Source organism: Stenotrophomonas maltophilia (genome assembly GCF_013464915.1).
Lineage (GTDB): Bacteria > Pseudomonadota > Gammaproteobacteria > Xanthomonadales > Xanthomonadaceae > Stenotrophomonas > Stenotrophomonas maltophilia_AT.
Map to the genome: position 1 here is coordinate 136,344 of NZ_RAVT01000012.1, position 20,278 is coordinate 156,621.

The window sequence follows — 20,278 nt, forward strand, 5'->3', positions numbered from 1 at the left end:
ACGATGCGCTCCAGGGATTGAGCGGGCTTGAGTGTCCCCGTTCAATTCATCACGCATCGAGGTAGAGATGGCCCCCCGCAACCGCCAAGGGCTTTACGACCCGCGCTCCGAGCGCGATGCCTGTGGGTTTGGCATGGTCGCCCAGCTCGACGATCAACCATCGCGCCTGTTGGTTGATACCGCCATCGCCGCGCTCTCACGCATGACCCACCGTGGCGGCGTCGCCGCCGACGGCCTGACCGGTGATGGCTGCGGCCTGCTGCTGCGTCGCCCCGATGCGTTCCTGAAACTGCTGGCCAGCGAGGCCGGCATCAGCGTCGCTGCACGCTTCGCCGCCGGCCTGGTGTTCCTGCCGCATGCGGCCGACGCAGCGCAGGCCTGCCGTGCACAGCTGCAGGCGCAGGTGGAAGCGGTGGGCTGCAAGGTCGCCGGCTGGCGCGAGGTACCCACCGACGACAGCGTCTGCGGCCAGCTGGCGCGCGATACCCTGCCACGTATCGAACAGGTGTTCGTCGACGCCGGCGTCGGCCAGGATGACGGCGGCTTCGCGCTGGCGCTGTTCCTGGCCCGTCGCCGCAGCGAACAACAGCTGCGCGAACACGCCGACTTCTACGTCACCACCCTCACCCCGGATGCGATCAGCTACAAGGGCATGGTGCTGCCGGACAAGCTCAGCCGCTTCTATCCGGACCTGCAGCGCCGCGAACTGGCCTCCAGCGCCATCGTGTTCCACCAGCGCTTTTCCACCAACACGCTGCCGCGCTGGCCGCTGGCGCACCCGTTCCGCATGCTCGCCCACAACGGCGAGATCAACACCATCGAAGGCAACCGGCGCTGGGCGCAGGCGCGCAGCAAGGTGTGGAAGACGCCGCGCTTCGACATCGCCGAGTTCGACCCGGTCATCTCCATGCACGGTTCGGATTCGCAGAGCCTGGACAACATGCTGGAGCTGATGGTGGCCGGTGGCATGGAGCTGATCCAGGCGCTGCGCATCCTGGTGCCGCCAGCCACCCAGTCGCTGGAATTCAAGGATCCGGACCTGGCCGCGTTCTACGAGTTCCACGGCCTGAACAGCGAGCCGTGGGACGGCCCGGCCGGCATCGTCGCCTGCGACAGCCGCTATGCGGTGTGTACGCTGGACCGCAACGGCCTGCGCCCGGCGCGCTGGATGCTGACCGCCGACCGCCACTTCCTGGTCGCCTCCGAAGCGGGCGTGTGGGAAGTGCCGACCGAGCGCGTGGTGCGCAAAGGCAAGCTCGGCCCCGGCGAGATGGTGGCCATCGACCTCAAGCGTGGCGACCTGCTCGACTCCGACGCAGTGGACCGCATCAACCGCGGCCGCGCCCCCTACAAGCAGTGGCTGCAGCAGGGCGTCACCTACCTGCAGACCGAACTGATCGACCCGTCGCTGGTGGAAGAACCCTTCGACGAAGGCACCCTGCGCAGCTACCACAAGCTCTACCAGCTCAGCAGCGAGGAAGTGGAGCAGGTGCTGCGTCCGCTGGCCGAGACCGAGCAGGAAGCCACTGGCTCGATGGGCGATGACACGCCGATGGCGGTGCTGAGCCAGCGCAGCCGCCCGCTGTACGACTATTTCCGCCAGGCCTTCGCGCAGGTCACCAACCCGCCGATCGACCCGCTGCGCGAAGACTGCGCGATGTCCCTGTCCACCCAGCTCGGCAAGGAGACCAACATCTTCCATGCCGGCCCGGAGACGGTGAACCACGTCATCCTCAATTCGCCGGTATTGAGCCAGCGCAAGCTGCGCCAGCTGCTGAAGATGGACCAGTACGTGCAGGCCAACCGCCTGCTCGACCTGTCCTACAGCGAAGATGAAGGCCTGCGCGCCGGTATCGAACGCATCTGCGCCGAGGCCGAGCAGGCCGCGCGCGATGGCATGGTGATGCTGCTGCTGTCCGACCGCTACCCGGTGGCCGGGCGGCCGATGGTGCATGCGCTGCTGGCCACCAGTGCCATCCATCACCACCTCTCGCGGCTGGGCCTGCGCTGCGATGTGAACCTGATCGTCGAGACCGGCACCGCGCGCGACCCGCACCACATGGCCTGCCTGCTCGGCTTCGGCGCCACCGCGGTGTATCCGTACCTGGCCTACCAGACGCTGTTCGACCTCGGTCGCCGCGGCATCCTCAAGCTGAGCAAGGGCGGTGAGCAGTCGCAGATCGGCCGCCGCTACCGCAAGGGTGTCTACAAGGGCCTGTCGAAGATCATCTCGAAGATGGGCATCTGCACCGTGGCCAGCTACCGCGGTGCGCAGCTGTTCGAGATCATCGGCCTGGAACCGGAGGTCGTGGACCTGTGCTTCCCCGATACCGCCTCGCGCATCGGTGGCGCCGGTTTCGCACGCCTGGATGGCGATGCACGCGAACTGTGCAGCCAGGCCTGGGACGCGCAGCAGGACGTGGATGTCGGCGGCCTGCTGAAGTACGTGCACGGCGGCGAGTACCACATGTACAACCCGGACGTGGTCACCACCCTGCAGCGCGCGGCGCGCAGCGGTGACGCGCGTGCGTGGCAGCAGTACTGCGATGCCGTGCATGCACGGCCGCCGTCGGCACTGCGCGACCTGCTGGAACTGGTGCCGGCGGCCACGCCGACGCCGCTGGACGAGGTCGCCCCGGCCAGCACGCTGTTCCCGCGCTTCGACACCGCCGCCATCAGCCTCGGCGCACTGTCGCCGGAAGCGCATGAAGCACTGGCCATCGCCATGAACCGCCTTGGCGGCCGCAGCAATTCCGGCGAAGGCGGTGAGGATCCCGCCCGCTATGGCACCGCAAAGCGCAGCAAGATCAAGCAGGTGGCCTCGGGCCGCTTCGGCGTCACCGCCGAGTATCTGGTCAACGCCGAAGTGCTGCAGATCAAGGTCGCGCAGGGGGCCAAGCCTGGCGAGGGCGGCCAGCTGCCGGGCCACAAGGTCAACGAACTGATCGCGCGCCTGCGCTACGCCCGGCCGGGCATCGGCCTGATCTCGCCACCGCCGCACCACGACATCTATTCCATCGAAGACCTGGCCCAGCTGATCTACGACCTCAAGCAGGTCAACCCGACCGCGCTGGTGTCGGTGAAGCTGGTCAGCCATGCCGGCGTGGGCACGATTGCCGCCGGCGTGGTCAAGGCGGGTGCCGACCTGATCACCATCTCCGGCCATGACGGCGGCACCGGCGCCTCGCCGGTCAGCTCGATCCGCTATGCCGGTGGCCCGTGGGAGCTGGGCGTGGCCGAAGCGCATCAGGCGCTGATCGCCAACGACCTGCGCGGGCGCACCCTGCTGCAGACCGACGGTGGCCTGAAGACCGGCCTGGACGTGGTCAAGGCCGCGCTGCTGGGCGCCGACAGCTTCGGCTTCGGCACCGGCCCGATGATCGTGCTGGGCTGCAAGTACCTGCGCATCTGCCACCTCAACAACTGCGCCACCGGCGTGGCCACCCAGGATGACCGCCTGCGCGAGAACCACTTCACCGGCCAGCCCGAGCGCGTGGAGAATTTCTTCCGCCTGCTGGCCGAGGAAGTGCGTGGCTGGCTGTCCTACCTGGGCGCGCGTTCGCTGGAAGAGATCGTCGGCCGCACCGACCTGCTGCGGCAGATCGAGGCCGCCCCGCGCGAGGGCGTGCGCGTGGACCTGTCGCGCCTGCTCGCCGATGCCACGTACGAAGGCAGCCACTGCGCCGCGCAGCGCCTGTACGAATCGCCGGACAGCCTGGCCACGCAGATGGACGGCCTGCTGGCGCCGGCCATCGAGCACAAGCAGGGCGGCGAACACCGCTTCCTGATCCACAACACCGACCGCAGCATCGGCACCCGCCTGGCCGGTGCCGTGGCCCGCGCGCACGGCAACCAGGGCATGGCCGACGCCCCGCTGGAACTGCGCTTCCGTGGCAGCGCCGGGCAGAGCTTCGGCGCCTTCAACGTCGGTGGCCTGCACCTGGAAGTGGAAGGCGAAGCCAACGACTACGTCGGCAAGGGCATGGCCGGCGGCCGCCTGGTGGTGCGCCCGCCGCGCGGCGCGCGCTTCGAGGCCCGCAGCACCGCCATCATCGGCAACACCTGCCTGTACGGCGCCACCGGTGGCGAGCTGTTTGCCGCCGGCCGCGCGGGCGAGCGCTTCGCAGTGCGCAATTCCGGCGCGCTGGCGGTGGTGGAAGGTGCCGGCGACCACTGCTGCGAGTACATGACCGATGGCGTGGTGCTGGTGCTGGGCAAGGTCGGCCTGAACTTCGGCGCCGGCTTCACCGGTGGCCTGGCCTACGTGCTGGACGTCGACCGCGATTTCGTCGACCGCTACAACCACGAGCTGATCGACATCCACCGCGTATCGGCCGAGGGCTTCGAGAACTACCGCCAGCACCTGCACCGCCTGATCGGCCGCCACCGCGAGCTGACCGGCAGCATCTGGGCGCAGCAGATCCTGGACGAGTTCCGCGATTACATCGGCAAGTTCTGGCTGGTCAAACCCAAGGCCGCCAGCATCGAGTCGCTGACCGAAACCCTCCGCCGCGCGGCGTGACAAGGCGGGGCGCCGTCCGCAGCTGGCGCCCCGACCTCCCCACCGCTGTAGTGCCGGCCGCTGGCCGGCATCCGGAAAACACCACAGAGCCCGCCATGAGCCGCAAGCACGCCTTCCAGTTCCTCGACCTGCCCCGCACCATGCCGCAACGCATTCCGGTGGAACTGCGCACGTCCGGCGACTGGGGTGAGCTGTACGGAAAATTCGGCAAGGAAGACGCGCAGTACCAGGCCGGCCGCTGCCTGGACTGCGGCAACCCCTACTGCAGCTGGAAGTGCCCGGTGCACAACGCCATTCCGCAGTGGCTGCAGCTGGTGCAGGAGAACCGCATCCACGAGGCGGCCACGCTGTGCCACAGCACCAACCCGCTGCCGGAAGTGTGCGGCCGCGTCTGCCCGCAGGACCGGCTGTGCGAAGGCAGCTGCACACTGGAGGAATTCGGCGCGGTCACCATCGGCGCGGTCGAGAAGTACATCGTCGATACCGCGCTGGCCACCGGCTGGCGCCCGGACCTGGGCGCGGTGCAGCCGACCGGCCACAGCGTGGCGGTGATCGGCGCCGGCCCGGCCGGGTTGGCCTGTGCCGACCGCCTGGCGCGCGCCGGCATTGCTGCGGTGGTCTACGACCGCTACGAGCAGATCGGCGGCCTGCTGCAGTTCGGCATTCCCAGCTTCAAGCTGGACAAGGACGTGATCCATCGCCGCCGCGAAGTGCTCGAGGGCATGGGCGTGCAGTTCCGCCTCGGTGTGGAGATCGGTCGCGATGTCAGCGTGCAGCAGCTGCTGGACAGCCACGACGCGGTGTTCGTCGGCACCGGCGCCTACCGCTACACCGATGGCGGCCTCGACGGCCAGGACCTGAAGGGCGTGCTGCCGGCGTTGCCATTCCTGGTGCAGAACAGCCGCATCGTCAGTGGCGATGATCCAAAGGGCAGGCCGATCGCCGGCTGGGAGGACACCATCGCCCTGCCCGACCTCAATGGCAAGCGCGTGGTGGTGCTCGGTGGCGGCGATACCGGCATGGACTGCGTGCGCAGCGCGGTGCGCCTGGGCGCGGCCAAGGTCACCTGTGCCTACCGCCGCGACGAGGCCAACATGCCCGGCAGTGCGCGCGAAGTAGCCAATGCCCGCGAAGAAGGCGTGCGGTTCCTGTTCAACCGGCAGCCGCTGTCGATCGAAGCCGGTGCCGATGACGAAGTGATCGGTGTGACCGTGGTCGAGACCCGCCTGGGCGAGCCCGATGCCAACGGCCGCCAGAACGCGGTGCCGATCGACGGCAGTGAATCGCTGCTGGAGGCGGACGTGGTGATCATCGCTTTCGGCTTCTCGCCGACGGTGCCAGCCTGGCTGGCCGAACACGGCGTGGAAGGCCAGTCCAATGGCCGCATCGTGGCCGGCGGCAAGGACCGCCTGCCGTTCCAGACCGCGCACCCACGCCTGTTCGCCGGTGGCGACGCGGTGCGTGGCGCCGACCTGGTGGTAACCGCCGTAGCCGAAGGCCGCGACGCTGCCGCCAGCATCATCCGCCTACTGGCGCACTGATTCCGGCACCAGCAGCGCGGCCAGCAAGCCACGCAGTTCCTGCGCCTCTACCGGCTTGGCCAGGAAATGATCGATGCCCGCTTCGCGGCAGGCCTCGCGGGTGCGGTCCAGCACGCTGGCAGTGAGTGCGATGATCGGGACCTGCGCGCGAACCGCGCAGGCGTCGGCACGGATGGCCCGTGCCAAGGCGAAGCCATCCATGTGCGGCATGTGGCAGTCGGTGATGACCAGGTCGAACGCCCGCCCCTGCCAGGCCTCCAGGGCCTGGCGACCATCGGTGCAGGCGTGCACCTGCAGTCCCAGATCGTGCAGCCGCTGCTCCAGCAGATGCAGGTTGGTGGGATGGTCTTCAGCCACCAGCACCCGGGCCGATGACAGTGGCCGCGCCGCCTCTGTCGGAAGCGGCAACGCCTCGGCAGGCAACTCACAGGCGTCCAGATCCAGTTCCAGCCACACGGTGGTGCCCTTGCCCGGCGTGCTGCGCAGGCAAAGTTCTGCTTCCATCGATGCGGCCAGTTCACGGCAGATCGCCAGGCCCAGGCCACTGCCGCCGAAACGCCGCGTTGTCGATGCCTCGGCCTGGGTGTAGGCAGCGAACACCGCCTGTTGCCGCTCCGGACTGATACCCACACCGCTGTCACTTACCTGCAGGCGAAGACGTTGGCCACCATCGCGCTGCTGCAGCACCTGCACCCGCAGGTCCACGCCGCCATGCTCGGTGAACTTGAGCGCGTTGCCGGCAAGGTTGAACAGGATCTGGCGCAGGCGCAGGCCGTCGGCCAGCGATCCGGCCTGCAGATCCGGATCGAGTTCGATCCGCAGATGCAGGCCCCGGCTGGCCGCCACCGGCATCAGCAACTGCTGCACCGCACGCACCAGTGCCGCCACGCTCGTGGGCCGCAGCTGCACCGGCAACGCCTGCAGCCGTTGGCTGTTCAGCACATCGTCCAGGATCTGGCGCAGCATCTGGGCAGCATCACCCACGGTCACCAGCACCTGTTGCTGGCGATGATCCAGATCGCTGCCCGCCAACTGCTCGAGCATGCCCAGCAGGGTGCTCATCGGCGTACGGATCTCGTGGCTCATGGTCGCCAGGAAATGGGTCTTGGCCAGCGCTGCCTGCTCGGCCGCATGGCGCGCCTCGGCCAGCGCATGGGTGCGCGACTGCACTTCGCTTATGTCGATCCAGTAGCCACTCCATTCAACGTCGCTGCTGTCCAGGGACAGCGGCCGCCCATGCGAGTGGACCCAACGCCAACCCAGTGGCGAGCAGATGCGGAAGGTGACGTCGATCGGCCCCCGCGCGAGGGCAGCGGCGTCGATGGCATCCATCAACCCAGAGCGATCATCGGGATGTACCGCCGCCAGCAGGCGCTGTTGATCGATCAGGGCGGTTTGCACGCTGATTCCGAACAACGCCTGCACATCGCCTGCGATCTGGGAAAAGCTGTAGCGGCCGGTGGCGGAGCGTCGCGCTTGATAGACCACCGCTGGCAGGTTCGAGGTCACCTCCTGCAGGCGTTGCGCAGCCACACGGCGCCGTTCGCTCTCGCGATGCACGCGCCAGTAGCCGAAGGCGTACACCAGCACGAGCGCCAGCAGGGTCAGCGAGGCCGGCACCAGCCAGCGCAAGGGTGACGCCGATGATGGGTGTCGCGGCTGGTCCGGCAACCAGGCCGTGCGGATCGCCTCACGTTCGTTCGCGGACAGCTGCGACGCGGCCTGCTCGAACACCGTGATGACCTCGGCGCAGGCAGGAACGGTGGCCAGGACCGGCGCGTCGTCGATTCCGGTTGGCGCGGCGATTACCAGCGGCTCGCCCTGATAGCTGCGCAACGCGGCCTCGACCTCTCCAAGATTGGCGACCACGGCATCGACCAGGCCCGTGCCCAGCAACGACAGGGCGTCGTCGATCGGAGCGGGGGGCAGCAGCTGCACGCCCGGCGCCTGTTCGGCCAGCGCCCCGATCAGCGACAGCGGGTCGGGACTGGCCACGGTGCCTCCGCGCAACGCATCCAGGCCCAGCACCGGCGATGCATCCCGGCGCCGGACGATGACCTGTGGCAGCTGCACGTAGGGAGCACTGGCCACCCAGCCCGCCGGCAACTGCGAGCGCGGCCAGCCCAGCAGCGCCTGGGTGCCGGGCGGCACCGTTCCTTCGGCGATGGCGGCGGCCGGCAATGGCTGCATCTGCAAGGGTCGCTGCGCACCCAGCAGCTTCAGGTACTCCGCGCTGAGCCCGCTCGGCCGGCCCTGCTCGCTGGAGGACAGCGGTGCGCGGTCGGCGGGCCAGGCAATGCGTAGTGGCGTCCTGCAACCCGCAGCAGCGGCCATGGCAGGCAACAACAACAGGCTGGCCACGACTGCGGTGGCAGCACGCAGGCCAGCGGCGTTCACAATGGGCATCCTCTTCTCGCGGGCGGAAATGAACGGCCGCGCAGCGGTACCGCTGCCTCTCACGCTAGCGGCGCGTGGACGAGGCGCAATGAAGAAAGTTGTAAAAGCGCCAAGGAAGGGGACTGCCGACATACACTGCCGCCTTCACCCGTATCTGCGGAGCATTCGATGCGCATCGGCCTGGCTGCCAACCGTCTCCATCACCACGATGCGCGCGCCGCCCTGTTCCGCTGGCTGCGCGTCAGCGAACCCGGCCTGCGCGAGCTGGGCGTGTCGCTGCACGCGGTCGGCCGCACCCATGACGCGATCGAGCGACAGGGCTTCCTGACCGGATACGCAGGCCTGCACCGCTATCCCTACGGTCGCGAGGGTGGCCTGATGAAGCTGGTCGCCGAGGTGGTTGGCATGGGGCCGGAACGAACGCTGGATGGCGCGATCTACCTGATCGACCCGGTCGATCCGTCCTCCGTGTTTCCGGAAGCCACGGCGCTGAAGCGGCAGTGCGTGATCCACGGCAAGCCGTTCATTTCCACCGTGGCCACCGCGCGCGACTGGGTGGAGGTGGAGCGCATCCACGCCGGCCTGGCCGCCGATGCCGGGGCTGGCGACCTGCACGCGTTCGAGGGGCAGACGCTGGCGCTGATCGCGCACGACGCGATGAAGCCGGCGATGCTGGCCTTCGCCGACGAGCACTTCGAGGTGCTGGCCCGTTTCGGTGAGCGGGTGGCAACCGGGACTACCGGCCAGCGCTTGAACGAGCTGGCCTGGAGCCGTGGCTGGCCCAGCGATACACCCTGGGTGACGCGCTACCAGAGCGGCCCGATGGGCGGCGACGCGCAGATTGCAGACCGGGTGCTGGAGGGACGCTGTCAGCGCGCGATCTTCTTCGAGGATCCGCACGTGGCGCGCCAGCACGAGGCGGATATCCAGTTGCTGGAGCGGGCGGTGACGACGGTGACCGACCAGGCGGTGTGCATTACCGCACCGCGGGTGGCGGCGCGGTGGGCGACGGCGGCGGCGATGCGGGCGGGGTGAGGGTTTCGGCCAACGGCTGAGCCCCTCGTGGTGGGTGGTATCCGAAGGCAAAGCCGTGCTTGGCCGGGCGGGGTGGATTGCGCAGGGGTCGCTGCAAGTACGTCCTTGTAAGCTCGGTCGCCGCATCCATGCGGCTCACGCCCCTGCGCAACCCMCCCCGCCCGGCCACGGACAGATTCCGGTGTGCCCACCACGGAAGGAAGAAAGAAGAGCAGGAGCGGGTCGCGCGCTGCGCGCGCTTTTGTAGAGCCGAGCCATGCTCGGCTGCTGTTGATCGCGAGGGCTGAATATCCGCGCTACGCGCGTTAGCCGAGCATCGGCTCGGCTCTACAACAGCTGGCGGAGCATGGCTTTCAGGCGTCGCCCTTCGAGCTGGAAGTAATCGCGCTGTTCGCGCCAGGCAGGGAAGCGTTGCTCCACTTCGTGCCAGAACGCGGGCGAGTGATTGGGCTGGATCAGGTGGCAGAGTTCGTGCACCAGCACGTACTCGAACGCTTCCGAACAGCCCAGTACCAATGCCAGGTCCAGCGCCATGCTGCCGTCGGGGGCCAGCGAGCCCCATTGCGAGGACATCACCTTCAGCCGCAGGCGGCTGGGCGCGCGCGGCAGGGTGGGCAGGTACTTCGGCAACCAGCGGCCGACGTCGGCGCGGGTCTGTGCTTCGTAGAACTCGCGCAGCAGGCGACGCAGGGTGGCATCACCGCCACGGGTCGGCCACTGCACGCAGGCGCCGTGCGCATCGATCTCCAGGCGCGCGTAGCGACCTTCCTGCCAGCGCAGTGGCAGCAGTTCGCCGCGCAGTGGCAGCACACCGTCTTCGCCGGGCTGCAGCGGTGCCGGCAGGCCCTGCCCCTGGTACTGGCGCAGCTGCAGCGCCAGCCAGTCGCGGTGCTGTTCCAGGAAGCGTTCGCCCATCACCAGGCTTGCCCGCGGCGGCAGGGTCAGGCGCGCGCCGCGCTCGTCCACGCTCAGTTTGATGCGCCGCGCACGCGGGTCGCGCACGCGCAGCACCTCGATCTCGGCATCCTCCAGGCGCAGGCGAACGGTGTCGCGCTGTACGGTGGCGGGCGGGGTCGGGCTGATCAGGCGGCGCAGCAGACGGCTCATGCGCTCAGCATAGCGCTGCTTCGGGCCGCCGGATGACCGGCGGCCGTCGGGTTGCCTGTTCAGTCAGCCTTGCTGAGCTTGAAGGCTTCTTCCAGCAACAGGAACAGGCGGCGGATCTCGGCGCTCTGCAGGGCGAACCGGGCGTCGAACTCGGCGCGGCGGCCGTCTTCGTCGGCGTGCTCCAGCTGGTCCAGGGCACCGTCGAGGAACTTCAGCTTGCGCACGATCAGGTCGTCGCCGATCACGAACGACAGGTTGTCCTCGAAGATCAGCGCCAGCTTGGTCACCTGCTTGCCGGCGTCCAGGTGCTTGTCGATCTCGTCGCAGCGCAGCTCCTGGTGCTGGCACTTGACCACCGCACCGCCTTCCACCGGGTCCTTCATCTCGCACTCTTCGCCCAGGCTCAGCCCGGTCGGCAGCGGCTCGCCGGCGATCCAGCCGGTCAGGATCGAGCGCGGCGCGACTTCGGCGTTCAGCGGCATGGCCGGGAAGCTGCCGAGCAGGCCACGGATGTCGGACATGAAGTATTCGCCGGTCTTGCGGCTGGAGGTATCCACCGCCACGTAGCCGTGCTGCAGGTCGATGAAGGCGTCGTTGCGCGAGGACTTCACGAAGGCGCGCGGCAGCAGTTCATGCAGCAGGTCGTCCTTCATGCGCTTGCGCTCGCGGCCACCCGGGCGGCGGCCTTCCTTCTCCTCGATCTCCTCCAGCTTGCGTTCGAGCAGGTCGTTGACCACCGCCGCCGGCAGGATCTTGTCCTCGCCGCCCACGGTCAGCCACAGGTGCTCGGCGATGCGGTGGGAGAGCAGTTCCTTCTCCTCGCGGCCGAACGGCGAGATGAAGCCGCGCGAATTCATTTCCAGCGCGCCGACCGGCTTGAGCAGGGCGTGTGGCAGCAGGGTGTCGACTTCGGAAAAATCGGTGGTGGTCGGGAAACGGAAGAACGTCAGGTTGCGAAAGAACATGGAATTCCGGATGGCAAAGAGGAAGGGCGGCCGACCTTAAACGGCGGGCGTCTCGGGATCTGCGTCGGCGTCGGCCGGGGAACCGGCCAGCCAGGCATGGGCGTCGGGCAGCGGCGCGTCGTCGCGACGGCCCAGCGCCATGAAGTCGAACAGGGTGGTGTCGGCCAGCTGCGAGGGCCGGACTTCACCCATGGCGCGCGCGATCTGCTCGATGCGGCCCGGGTGGTCCTTTTCCCACTGCTTCAGCATCAGGCCGACCTGGCGGCGCTGCAGGTTCTCCTGGCTGCCGCACAGGTTGCAGGGAATGATCGGGAACTGGCGTGCCTGTGCGTACTCGACGATGTCGCTTTCGCGCACGTAGGCCAGCGGCCGGATCACCACGTGCCTGCCATCGTCGCTGCGCAGCTTCGGCGGCATGCCCGACAGCTTGGCGTGGTGGAACAGGTTCATGAAGAACGTGGCCACCATGTCGTCACGGTGGTGGCCCAGCGCGATCTTGGTGAAGCCGTGGATCTCGGCGTAGTTGTACAGCGCGCCACGACGCAGCCGCGAGCACAGCGAACACAGCGAACACATGGTCTTGCCTTCCGGAATGACCCGGCTGACCACCGAATAGGTGTCCTGCTCGATGATGTGGTACGGCACGCCCAGCCCGGCCAGGTACTCCGGCAGCACATGCTCGGGGAAGTCCGGCTGCTTCTGGTCCAGGTTCACCGCTACCAGTTCGAACGGCACCGGCGCCTTTTTCTGCAGCTGCAGCAGCACGTCCAGCAGGGTGTAGCTGTCCTTGCCGCCGGACAGGCAGACCATCACCTTGTCGCCGGCCTCGATCATGCCGAAGTCGGCGATCGCCTCGCCGACCTGGCGGCGCAGGCGCTTGGCCAGCTTGTGCTGCTCGCGCTCGGCCACGCGCGGATCGCGGGCGGCGCGCGGCTGGGAACGCGGCAGGGGATCGGGAAGGGAAATCACGGCACTCATGGGGCCCATTCTAACGGCTCGGAGCCGCCCCGGCCGGGGGTCGGAATTCCCCTCTCCCGGCAGTCATCATCGCTGTGTATGCTCGGAGGCTGTGGACACCTACAGCCCCGCCGAGATCGTCGAACGCCTCGCCGCCCTGCGCGCCGAGCATCGCCTGCTGGATGAACAGATCACCCGCATGGCCGCCAACGGCGAGGACGAGCTGGAATCCAAGCGCCTGAAGCGGCGCAAGCTGCAGTTGAAGGACTGCATCGCCAAGCTGGAAAGCCTGCAGATTCCCGACGAGCCGGCGTGAGCGGTGGCCCATCCACGCATGGCGTGGATCTACTGCTTCGCCCCGGTAGATGCCAACCTTGATTGGCATGCCACCCGCCGGGCACAACCCGGCGCTATCTTCAATCCTGCGGCGCAGGCTCGTCCGGGCGTGCCGCTTCCGGGCTGACCCGTTCGATGGTGTGGCGCAGTTCGCGGCCGAGGATGAACTTGGCGTCCTTGGCCCAGGCATCCAGGCGCTCGTCGAACAGCAGCTTGCTGTTCTCGTCCGGCCACACCAGGCGCAGCTCGCGCAGCTTCTGGATGAAGCCGCGGAACAGGGTGCGGTCGAAGAACTCCGGCGCGGCCGGTGCATAGAGCAGGCTCAAACGCTGCGCCGCCTGCTGGCACAGGCTTTCCAGCTCGGCCGCACCCAGCACGCCCGGGCCGTTCTTCACCAGCACCGAGATGGCGATGTAATAGCGCTCGAACGCCTGCTGCAGCGAGTGGCCGATCGCACGCAGGCGGAACACCTCGTCGGTCTGCCCGGTGTTGCGCGCCAGGATACCGCCGTCGTCATCGTTGACGTTCTGCAGCAGGCCCTCGCGCACGAACACGTTGATGGTCTGGTCGATGCGCTGCGCGAACTCGTCCTCGCTCCACGGCAGGAACAGCTCGGCCTGCAGGAACGGGTACACCGTGCGGCCCAGCTGGACCAGGCCGGTGCGGCTCATGCGGCGGTTGTTCTGGAAGCAGCAGGCCACCCACGACGAGGCGGTGAACAGGTGCAGCACGTTGTTGCGGAAGTAGCTCAGCAGCACCGCGGTATCGCCGCTGACGCTGAGCACATCGCCCAGCGGGTGCTTGATGCGGGTGAGGACGTTGATTTCCTCGGCATGGGCGATGATCCGCTCCGGCGAGTGCGGGGTCACCGTCACCCGGTCCGAATACGGCATCTCGACCAGCAGGGTCTTGCACAGCTCGATCTGCGCGATCAGGTCGGCCTCGCCCATCGCGTGCTTCGGCGTGGACAGCAGCGCCAGCGCCAGCAGGTTGATCGGGTTGACGTCGGCGGCGCCGTTGATGCGTACCTGGATGCGTTCGGCCAGCGTATCCACCGTGGTCGACAGCCACGCCGGCTTCTCGTCCTCGGAGACCGCCTCGCCCTTCCACTCCGGGGCCTTCTCGGCCAGCACGTCGTTCAGCGCGATCGGCTCGCCGAAGTTCACCACCACCTGGCCGTAGTTCTGCTTGAGCACCTTGGGGATGCCCCACAGCAGCGACCAGATCGATTCCTTTTCCTTCGGCCGGCCGGACAGTTCGTCCAGGTAGCTGCCGCCTTCCATCAGCTTCTCGTAGCCGATGTAGATGGGCTGGAACAGCACCGGCTTGCGCGGCTGGCGCAGGAATGCGCGCAGGGTCATCGAGATCATGCCGCCCTTGGGCTGCAGCAGGCGGCCGGTGCGCGAACGGCCACCTTCGACGAAGTACTCCAGCGAGTAGCCACCGGCAACCAGCTGCGCGACGTATTCACTGAGCACCGCCGAGTACAGTGCGTTGCCACGGATCGAGCGGCGGATGAAGAACGCACCGCCCTTGCGCAGCAGGGTGCCGACCACCGGCAGGTTCAGGTTGATGCCGGCCACGATGTGCGGCGGCACGATGCCACGGTCGTACAGCAGGTAGGACAGCAGCAGGTAGTCCATGTGGCTGCGGTGGCTGGGCACGTAGACCACTTCGTGGCCCGGTGCGGCGGCCTTGAACTTGTCCAGATGGTGCACCAGCACGCCCGCATAGATGCGGTTCCACACATGGCTGAGCATGAAGCTGGCCGAGCGCACCACCGGGCTGGAGTAGTCCGCGGCGATTTCCCAGGCGTAGGCGTGCGCCTTCTTCCAGGCATCGGCCGGCTTCGAATTGTCGCGCTTGGCCTGCGCGGCGATCGCTTCACGCACCGGTTCGGCGGCCAGTACCTGGTCCACCAGCAGGCGCCGGGTCGACAGGTCAGGGCCGATCACCGATTCACGGATGCGGCGGAAATGGGTGCGCAGCACGCGCTGCAGCTTGCGCACCGTGCGCTCCGGTTCCAGGCCTTCGTCCACGGTGCTGCGCAGCGAGATCGGCGGCGCGAAGCGGACGATGGTGCTGCGGCCATTCAGCAGCACCGCCAGCAGGCGGCGGAAGCGGCCGACCAGCGCCCAGTTTTCCGAGAACAGCACCGCGAACCAGCCGCTCTGCTTGTCCGGCGCGCGGCCAACGAAGATCGACACCGGCACCAGGTGCACGTCCAGGTCATCGCGCACGCGGTGCGCCTGCAGGACCTTGGCCAGCGAATCGGAATGGGTCTTGGCACCGCGCTGCTCGGGGATCAGCGAATTGCTGGAGCTGCGTCGCGACAGTGCCAGGTAAGCGCGCTTGCGACCGGTCGGGTCACCGGCCAGCGGCACCAGCGGCGACGGCAGGCCGGCCTGGCGGCAGGCCTTGTCCAGGATCAGCGCGTTGGACAGGCCGTAGTCTTCCAGCACGTACATGACCGGGCGGCCATCGTTGTACTGGCCCGGGTCTTCCGGCTCGATCTTCAGCGACAGCCACGGCTCGACAAGGCGACCCAGAAGTCGTGCCCACAGCGGGCGGCGGCCGGCCGGACGCGCGTGCGCGGGCGGCGGTACCGGGTTCGGCCCGGTACCGGTCGAGGGGGACGCCGGCACCGTATCGGCGGGCGTCGACTGGGATTCTTCGCCGGGGAACGGCAGCGGGTTCTGTTTCGACATCGGCGCCATTATGGCTTAGGCGGTGGCGTTGCCGCTTCCCCACCCTCGGCGGGGGCTTCAGCCGGTACGGGGGCCGCTGCGGCGCGGGCCGCGTCGGCCTTGCGCAGCAGGGCGTCGGTGTCGGCCAGGGTTCGGGTCAGGTACCAGTGGCCTTCGCGCCGGCTCAGCGGCAGCTGCAGGCTCATCTCGCGACCAGCAAGGTCGTAGCGCAAGCGTACCAGCGCGTTGTCACCTTCCACCGACAGCAGTTCGCCGCGCAGGCTGCGCAACGCGTCGTCCACGCCCAGCCCGTAGCTGCCCAGCACCGCCTTGAGGGTGTGGATGAACGGCGCCAGCTGCTCAAGGCTGCCTTCCATGCCCGCGGCCTGCAGGCCGGCTTCGTCGTCGAAGCCGACCTTGTTGGCGGCGCCGACCAGCGCGGCGATGGTGCTGCGTGCGCGGGCACGATCACTGATCGGGGCGCCCTGCGCCCAGCCGGCCAGGGTTTCGACCAGGGCGATGTAGTGCGCCTGCTGGCCCGGTGTGTAGCCCTTCTGGTGGCGCAGGTACTGCACACCGAAGTTGCCCATCGACTGTGCAGCCTGGCGCACGGCGCCGGCCTGGCCGGCCAGCTGGCGATCGAAGCTGCGCTGCAGTTCTGCACCGGCGTTGGGCTTGCGCAGTGCAGCCAGCATCGGCAGCAGCTGGTCGCCCAGTGGCAGTTCGGTCAGCGGCCATTGGCTGTGGCCCTCGGTCCAGGCCTGTTGCAGACGCTGGTACTGGCTCGGCGGTACCGACAGCTGTGCGTAGCCGACCAGATCGTCCTCGGCCAGGCGCAGCGCCATCGCCTGCACCGCCGCGACCGGCTCGGCCGCCGGCTTGGCCGGGTCCTGGGCAGATTCACGACACGCCGCCACGGCCAGCAGCAGCATGGCTGCCAGCCCCCATCCACGCGCAGACCTTCCTCGCACTGCCACGCTCATGCACTCGGATTCCCCGGACCGGTCCGCATCTTGCGGCCTGTGACGTGACAGCGGCAAGCAGGGGGGACAACCTGGGGTCGGGTCCCGCGCATAAAAAAAGAGCCGGGATCACGGGGATCACAGGCTCTTCAAGCCGGCACAAGGCCGGTGGACAGTGTTGTGGCACATGTCCGGCCCGAGGACCGGATGGCGGCGATCCTACGCTGCGCTTCAACTTAAGGCAACACTTTACGTAACCACAAATAAATCATTGATTTAATTGAAGTATGATTCCCACCACAACGATCCCATGAAATCTACGGCAGGTTTTGCGGCGATTCGGGCACAACCACTGCCTGGCAGATGCAGAAACGCCACCCCGCGCAGGGCGGGATGGCGTTCGAGCCTGCAGCCCTGGCCGCGGAATCTCAGCGCGCAGCCAGCGCCGACGCGATTTCCTGCTGGATCGCCCGTGCTGCGGCCTGCGGATCGGTGGCCAGGCGGATCGGACGGCCCACCACGATGGCGTCAGCGCCATCGGCGAAGGCCTGGGCCACGCCAACGGTACGCTTCTGGTCGTCGCCGACCGGGCCACCCGGACGGATGCCCGGGCAGACGATCGAGAAGCCTGCGCCCGTGGCAGCGCGGATCGGCCCCGCTTCCTGTCCCGAGGCGATCACGCCATCGATACCGGCGGCCTGGGCGGCCAGCGCGCGCTCGACCACCACGTCGACCGGTTCGCGGTCGATGCCCATCTGCGCCAGGTCCGGGCGGCCCATCGAGGTCAGCACGGTCACTGCCAGCAGGCGCATGTCGCCGCTGTTGGCGGCCGCGCAGGCCTCCATCATGGCCGGGTGCCAGCCATGGATGGTGGCGTAGCTGACCGGCCACTGCGACAGGCGCTTGATCACCGCCGCGGCGGTGGCCGGGATATCGAAGAACTTCAGGTCGACGAACACGCGCTTGTCGCGGCGGGCCAGCTCGTCCAGCACCTGGAAGTACTCGCCCGACGCCAGCAGTTCCATGCCGATCTTGTAGAACGCCACGCTGTCGCCGAGGCGATCGACCCATTCCAACGCCTGCACGCGGTCGGGCACGTCCAGCGCGAAGATCAGGCGCTCGTCATCGCGCAGCGGCAGCGGCGCGCGGCTCACGGTGCGTAGTCCAGGGCAGCGCGCTTGGCGTCGTGGCGGGCCTGGCGCGACTGGCTGTAGTCGTTGTTGAACTGCGCCGGCTCGAAGCCGCCGTAGGTCGGGTTCGGCAGCATCCACCAGCGTTCGCCGAACCAGTCGTGGTACTGCTGCAGCAGGGCGTCACGGCCTTCGTTGGTGTTGGCGGTCACTTCCACGAAGTCGCCCAGCTGGTCGCCGAACTGCATCAGCACGCGGTACTTCTGCCCGGCCAGGCGGCGGCGGCAGTTCTTCTCGCTGCCAGCCTGCTCGCAGCCCTCCACCACGGTGCCCAGGCCGAGGAACACGCTGTCATCGGCCACCGGCAGGCCCTGCTCGCGCAGGTTGGCCAGGGTCGCGTCCTTCAGGTGCACGGCACGGTTGGAGATGTACAGCAGGGTCACGCCCTTGGCGTTGGCGGCCTTGGCGAAATCAACCACGCCCGGAATGGCCTTGGCCTTCTTCTCGGCCACCCACTGGTCCCAGCTCAGCTCGTCGTATTCCTTGCCGTCGCGCACCAGGCGCGCCTGGTAGGGCGAGTTGTCCAGCACGGTCTCGTCCACGTCCAGTACCACGGCCGGCTTCAGGCCCTTGGCCTCGTTGCCACGTTCTTCCGGCACCAGCGCGTCCCAGTGGGCTTCCTTCAGCGCGGCATCCAGGTGGTCGGCCGCGGCGCGGTAGGTCTGCTCGGTGATCGCCTTGTACTCCTGTGCGCGCTGCATCCACAGCACGGCGTTGAGATTGTCGTTGGCGGTCGCATCAAGCGCGCCATCAGCCTTGGCGGCAGCGGCCGGGGCCTCCGGGGCAGCGGCTTCGGCAGCAGGCGCATCCACGCGCTTGCAGGCGGACAGGCCCAGTGCCGCGGTGGCGAGCAGGGTCAGGGACAGGGAAACAGGACGACGCATGGATTCACCGGCAATCAGATATACCGGCGCATTTTACCGGCAAAGGCGGCCTCGGGACGGCTATGCTTGGCGGTTGACCCGTTGCCCTTCCGGAGGCCGCCATGACCGATTCCGTCCAGACCCCCGACGTTCCCCTGCTCGACGCCGTGCAGGCCCGACTGCTGGGCTGCCTGGTGGAGAAGGAGGCAACCACACCGGATACCTACCCGCTGACGGTCAATGCGGCCCAGTCCGCCGCCAACCAGAAGACCGCCCGCGAGCCGGTGATGAACGTCGACGCCGGCAGCGTGCAGCACGCCCTGCGCCAGCTGGAAACCCTGGGCCTGGCACGCCAGCACTTTTCTTCACGCGCCGACCGTTACGAACACCGGCTGCAGGGCGCGCTGGACCTGACCCGGCAGCAGACCGTGCTGCTGGCGATGCTGCTGCTGCGCGGGCCGCAGACCCTGGGCGAGCTGGTCTCGCGCAGCGAGCGCCTGCATCGTTTTGCCGACACCGACGAAGCCCGCCACGCCATCGAGCGCCTGCAGCAGCGCGCGCTGCTGGTGGTGCTGCCGCGCGCCAGCGGCCAGCGCGAAGACCGCTACATGCACCTGTTGTGCGGTGAAGTGGACGGCGCGGCGCTGGCAGCGAAGTACGCCAGCGGCGGCAGTGGCAACGACGCGGCCGACCCCGGCCTGGCCGAACGCGTGGCCCAGCTGGAAGCCGCGGTGGCCGAACTGCAGGCGCAGCTGGCCGAACTGCGCGGCGGCTGAAGGCATCCGCCGGGCATGGCCCGGCGCTACCGCAGGTGCACCCGGTAGTGCCGGCCGCTGGCCGACATCCAGGCATGACCCGGTTGCCGGCCAGCGGCCGGCACTACCCGACGTCGGCCGCCCCCAAGGTAGCGAACAGGCGACTGGGCGTGTCGATGCCGGGCAGCTGGATCACCCCGCGCTCGTGCATGCCCAGCCCCAGCAGAATCTTCCCCGACGCCACATTGTCCAGGTCGGTGATGCCGTACAGATCCTGCAGGCCCAGCACCGTGCGCGCGTGATTGAATACCGCCCGCGCCGCCTCACCGGCATAGCCCTGCCCTGCGAATTCCGAGAGCACCGCATAACCGATGTCCGGCCCCGGCAGGCCATCGCGCCGCACCAGCCCGGCATTGCCCAGCCAGGCACCATCGGACAACCGCTCGATGGCATACATGCCGAACCCGTTCAACGCATAGCTGTGCAGCACGCGCAGCGCGATGTACTCCCGCGCCTGTTCCTCGCTGCGCACGTTGCGGTCACCGATGAAGCGCACGAAGCCCGGATCGTTCAGCAGCGCCAGCATCGGCGCCGCATCGCGATCGGGCTCGATCGCACGCAGGCGCAGGCGTTCACTTTCGATGGGATGCATGGGCAGACCTCCAGCCGAAACCCCGATTCTGCCTCAACGCCCGGCTGTAGATTTTGATTCTGTTTTTTCTCTTTTCCGTGGCTGGCGCGCACGGAACCTGTCAGAGGCCGGGCGGGTGGGCTGGGCGGGACCGTCCGCGGCATGGATGCCGCGGCCGAGCCCCCATGGACGGGTTTACGGCGTGTCCCGACCAGCCCACCCGCCCGGCCAAGTCCAGTGCTGGTCGACTAACTGTGACTTCCCGGTAGGTTGTTCACCCGGGGCATCTGAGGAGAATGGTGGTTACCACACCAAACCTTTCGCCCCAGA

14 protein-coding genes are annotated in these 20,278 nt (G+C 68.2%); 5 read left to right on the forward strand and 9 right to left on the reverse strand.

All coding sequences use genetic code 11. The features are described 5' to 3' along the window. Positions 1 to 67: 67 nt before the first annotated feature. Both gltB and D7T59_RS04635 read left to right on the forward strand, forming a co-directional pair. Complete coding sequence (gene gltB / locus D7T59_RS04630; RefSeq protein WP_180851091.1) at positions 68 to 4,522, forward strand: glutamate synthase large subunit; 4,455 nt, start codon at positions 68 to 70, stop codon at positions 4,520 to 4,522. 95 nt (positions 4,523 to 4,617) lie between these two features. Then, a complete protein-coding gene (locus D7T59_RS04635; protein ID WP_164137140.1) occupies positions 4,618 to 6,063 on the forward strand; it encodes an FAD-dependent oxidoreductase in 1,446 nt (481 codons plus the stop codon). On the opposite strand, the gene D7T59_RS04640 is transcribed toward D7T59_RS04635, so the two are convergent. Further along, entirely contained in the window at positions 6,049 to 8,469 is a 2,421-nt protein-coding gene (locus tag D7T59_RS04640) for an ATP-binding protein (protein ID WP_219629883.1), read from the reverse strand. The two genes, D7T59_RS04635 and D7T59_RS04640, sit on opposite strands and share 15 nt — an antisense overlap. A 159-nt stretch (positions 8,470 to 8,628) precedes the next feature. Here D7T59_RS04640 and D7T59_RS04645 point away from each other — a divergent pair, with 159 nt between their 5' ends. Further along, positions 8,629 to 9,495, forward strand: a complete 867-nt coding sequence (locus D7T59_RS04645; protein WP_164137139.1) for a methylglyoxal synthase — start codon at positions 8,629 to 8,631, stop codon at positions 9,493 to 9,495. 327 nt (positions 9,496 to 9,822) lie between these two features. Here the strand turns inward: D7T59_RS04645 and D7T59_RS04650 are convergent, their stop codons facing one another. The 3 genes from D7T59_RS04650 to ttcA are packed head-to-tail and all read right to left on the reverse strand — an operon-like array spanning position 9,823 to position 12,545. Further along, a complete protein-coding gene (locus tag D7T59_RS04650; RefSeq protein WP_180851092.1) occupies positions 9,823 to 10,602 on the reverse strand; it encodes a M48 family metallopeptidase in 780 nt (259 codons plus the stop codon). A 59-nt stretch (positions 10,603 to 10,661) separates the two neighbouring features. Further along, positions 10,662 to 11,567: a recombination-associated protein RdgC gene (locus D7T59_RS04655; RefSeq protein WP_005411825.1), complete on the reverse strand. Its 906-nt coding sequence runs from the start codon at positions 11,565 to 11,567 to the stop codon at positions 10,662 to 10,664. Positions 11,568 to 11,603: 36 nt separating this feature from the next. After that, positions 11,604 to 12,545: a tRNA 2-thiocytidine(32) synthetase TtcA gene (gene ttcA, locus D7T59_RS04660; protein ID WP_180851093.1), complete on the reverse strand. Its 942-nt coding sequence runs from the start codon at positions 12,543 to 12,545 to the stop codon at positions 11,604 to 11,606. Between the two features lie 91 nt (positions 12,546 to 12,636). On the opposite strand from ttcA, the gene D7T59_RS04665 reads away from it, so the two are divergent. After that, positions 12,637 to 12,840 carry a YdcH family protein gene (locus D7T59_RS04665; RefSeq protein WP_049430910.1) on the forward strand — a complete coding sequence of 68 codons (204 nt, stop codon included), beginning with the start codon at positions 12,637 to 12,639 and terminating at the stop codon, positions 12,838 to 12,840. A 100-nt stretch (positions 12,841 to 12,940) separates the two neighbouring features. Here D7T59_RS04665 and plsB read toward each other — a convergent pair whose 3' ends face one another. The 4 genes from plsB to D7T59_RS04685 all read right to left on the reverse strand — a co-directional run bounded on the left by plsB (position 12,941) and on the right by D7T59_RS04685 (position 18,583). Further along, the gene (plsB, locus tag D7T59_RS04670; protein WP_043035304.1) at positions 12,941 to 15,577 is read right to left on the reverse strand and encodes a glycerol-3-phosphate 1-O-acyltransferase PlsB; all 2,637 of its coding nucleotides are present in this window, start codon (positions 15,575 to 15,577) and stop codon (positions 12,941 to 12,943) included. Then, a complete protein-coding gene (locus tag D7T59_RS04675) occupies positions 15,577 to 16,530 on the reverse strand; it encodes a hypothetical protein (protein WP_180851094.1) in 954 nt (317 codons plus the stop codon). Before D7T59_RS04675 ends, plsB begins: the two co-directional genes overlap by 1 nt. A 407-nt stretch (positions 16,531 to 16,937) precedes the next feature. Further along, positions 16,938 to 17,663, reverse strand: coding sequence for an orotidine-5'-phosphate decarboxylase (gene pyrF / locus D7T59_RS04680; RefSeq protein WP_164139363.1), 726 nt, complete (start codon positions 17,661 to 17,663; stop codon positions 16,938 to 16,940). Further along, positions 17,660 to 18,583, reverse strand: coding sequence for a 5'-nucleotidase, lipoprotein e(P4) family (locus D7T59_RS04685; protein WP_021202272.1), 924 nt, complete (start codon positions 18,581 to 18,583; stop codon positions 17,660 to 17,662). Before D7T59_RS04685 ends, pyrF begins: the two co-directional genes overlap by 4 nt. Positions 18,584 to 18,684: 101 nt before the next feature. On the opposite strand from D7T59_RS04685, the gene D7T59_RS04690 reads away from it, so the two are divergent. Beyond that, complete coding sequence (locus tag D7T59_RS04690) at positions 18,685 to 19,338, forward strand: YceH family protein (protein ID WP_180851095.1); 654 nt, start codon at positions 18,685 to 18,687, stop codon at positions 19,336 to 19,338. A gap of 103 nt (positions 19,339 to 19,441) precedes the next feature. Here the strand turns inward: D7T59_RS04690 and D7T59_RS04695 are convergent, their stop codons facing one another. Continuing rightward, positions 19,442 to 19,969 (reverse strand): GNAT family N-acetyltransferase, encoded by a 528-nt coding sequence (locus tag D7T59_RS04695; protein ID WP_180851096.1) that lies wholly within the window; start codon positions 19,967 to 19,969, stop codon positions 19,442 to 19,444. Between the last annotated feature and the right edge of the window lie 309 nt (positions 19,970 to 20,278).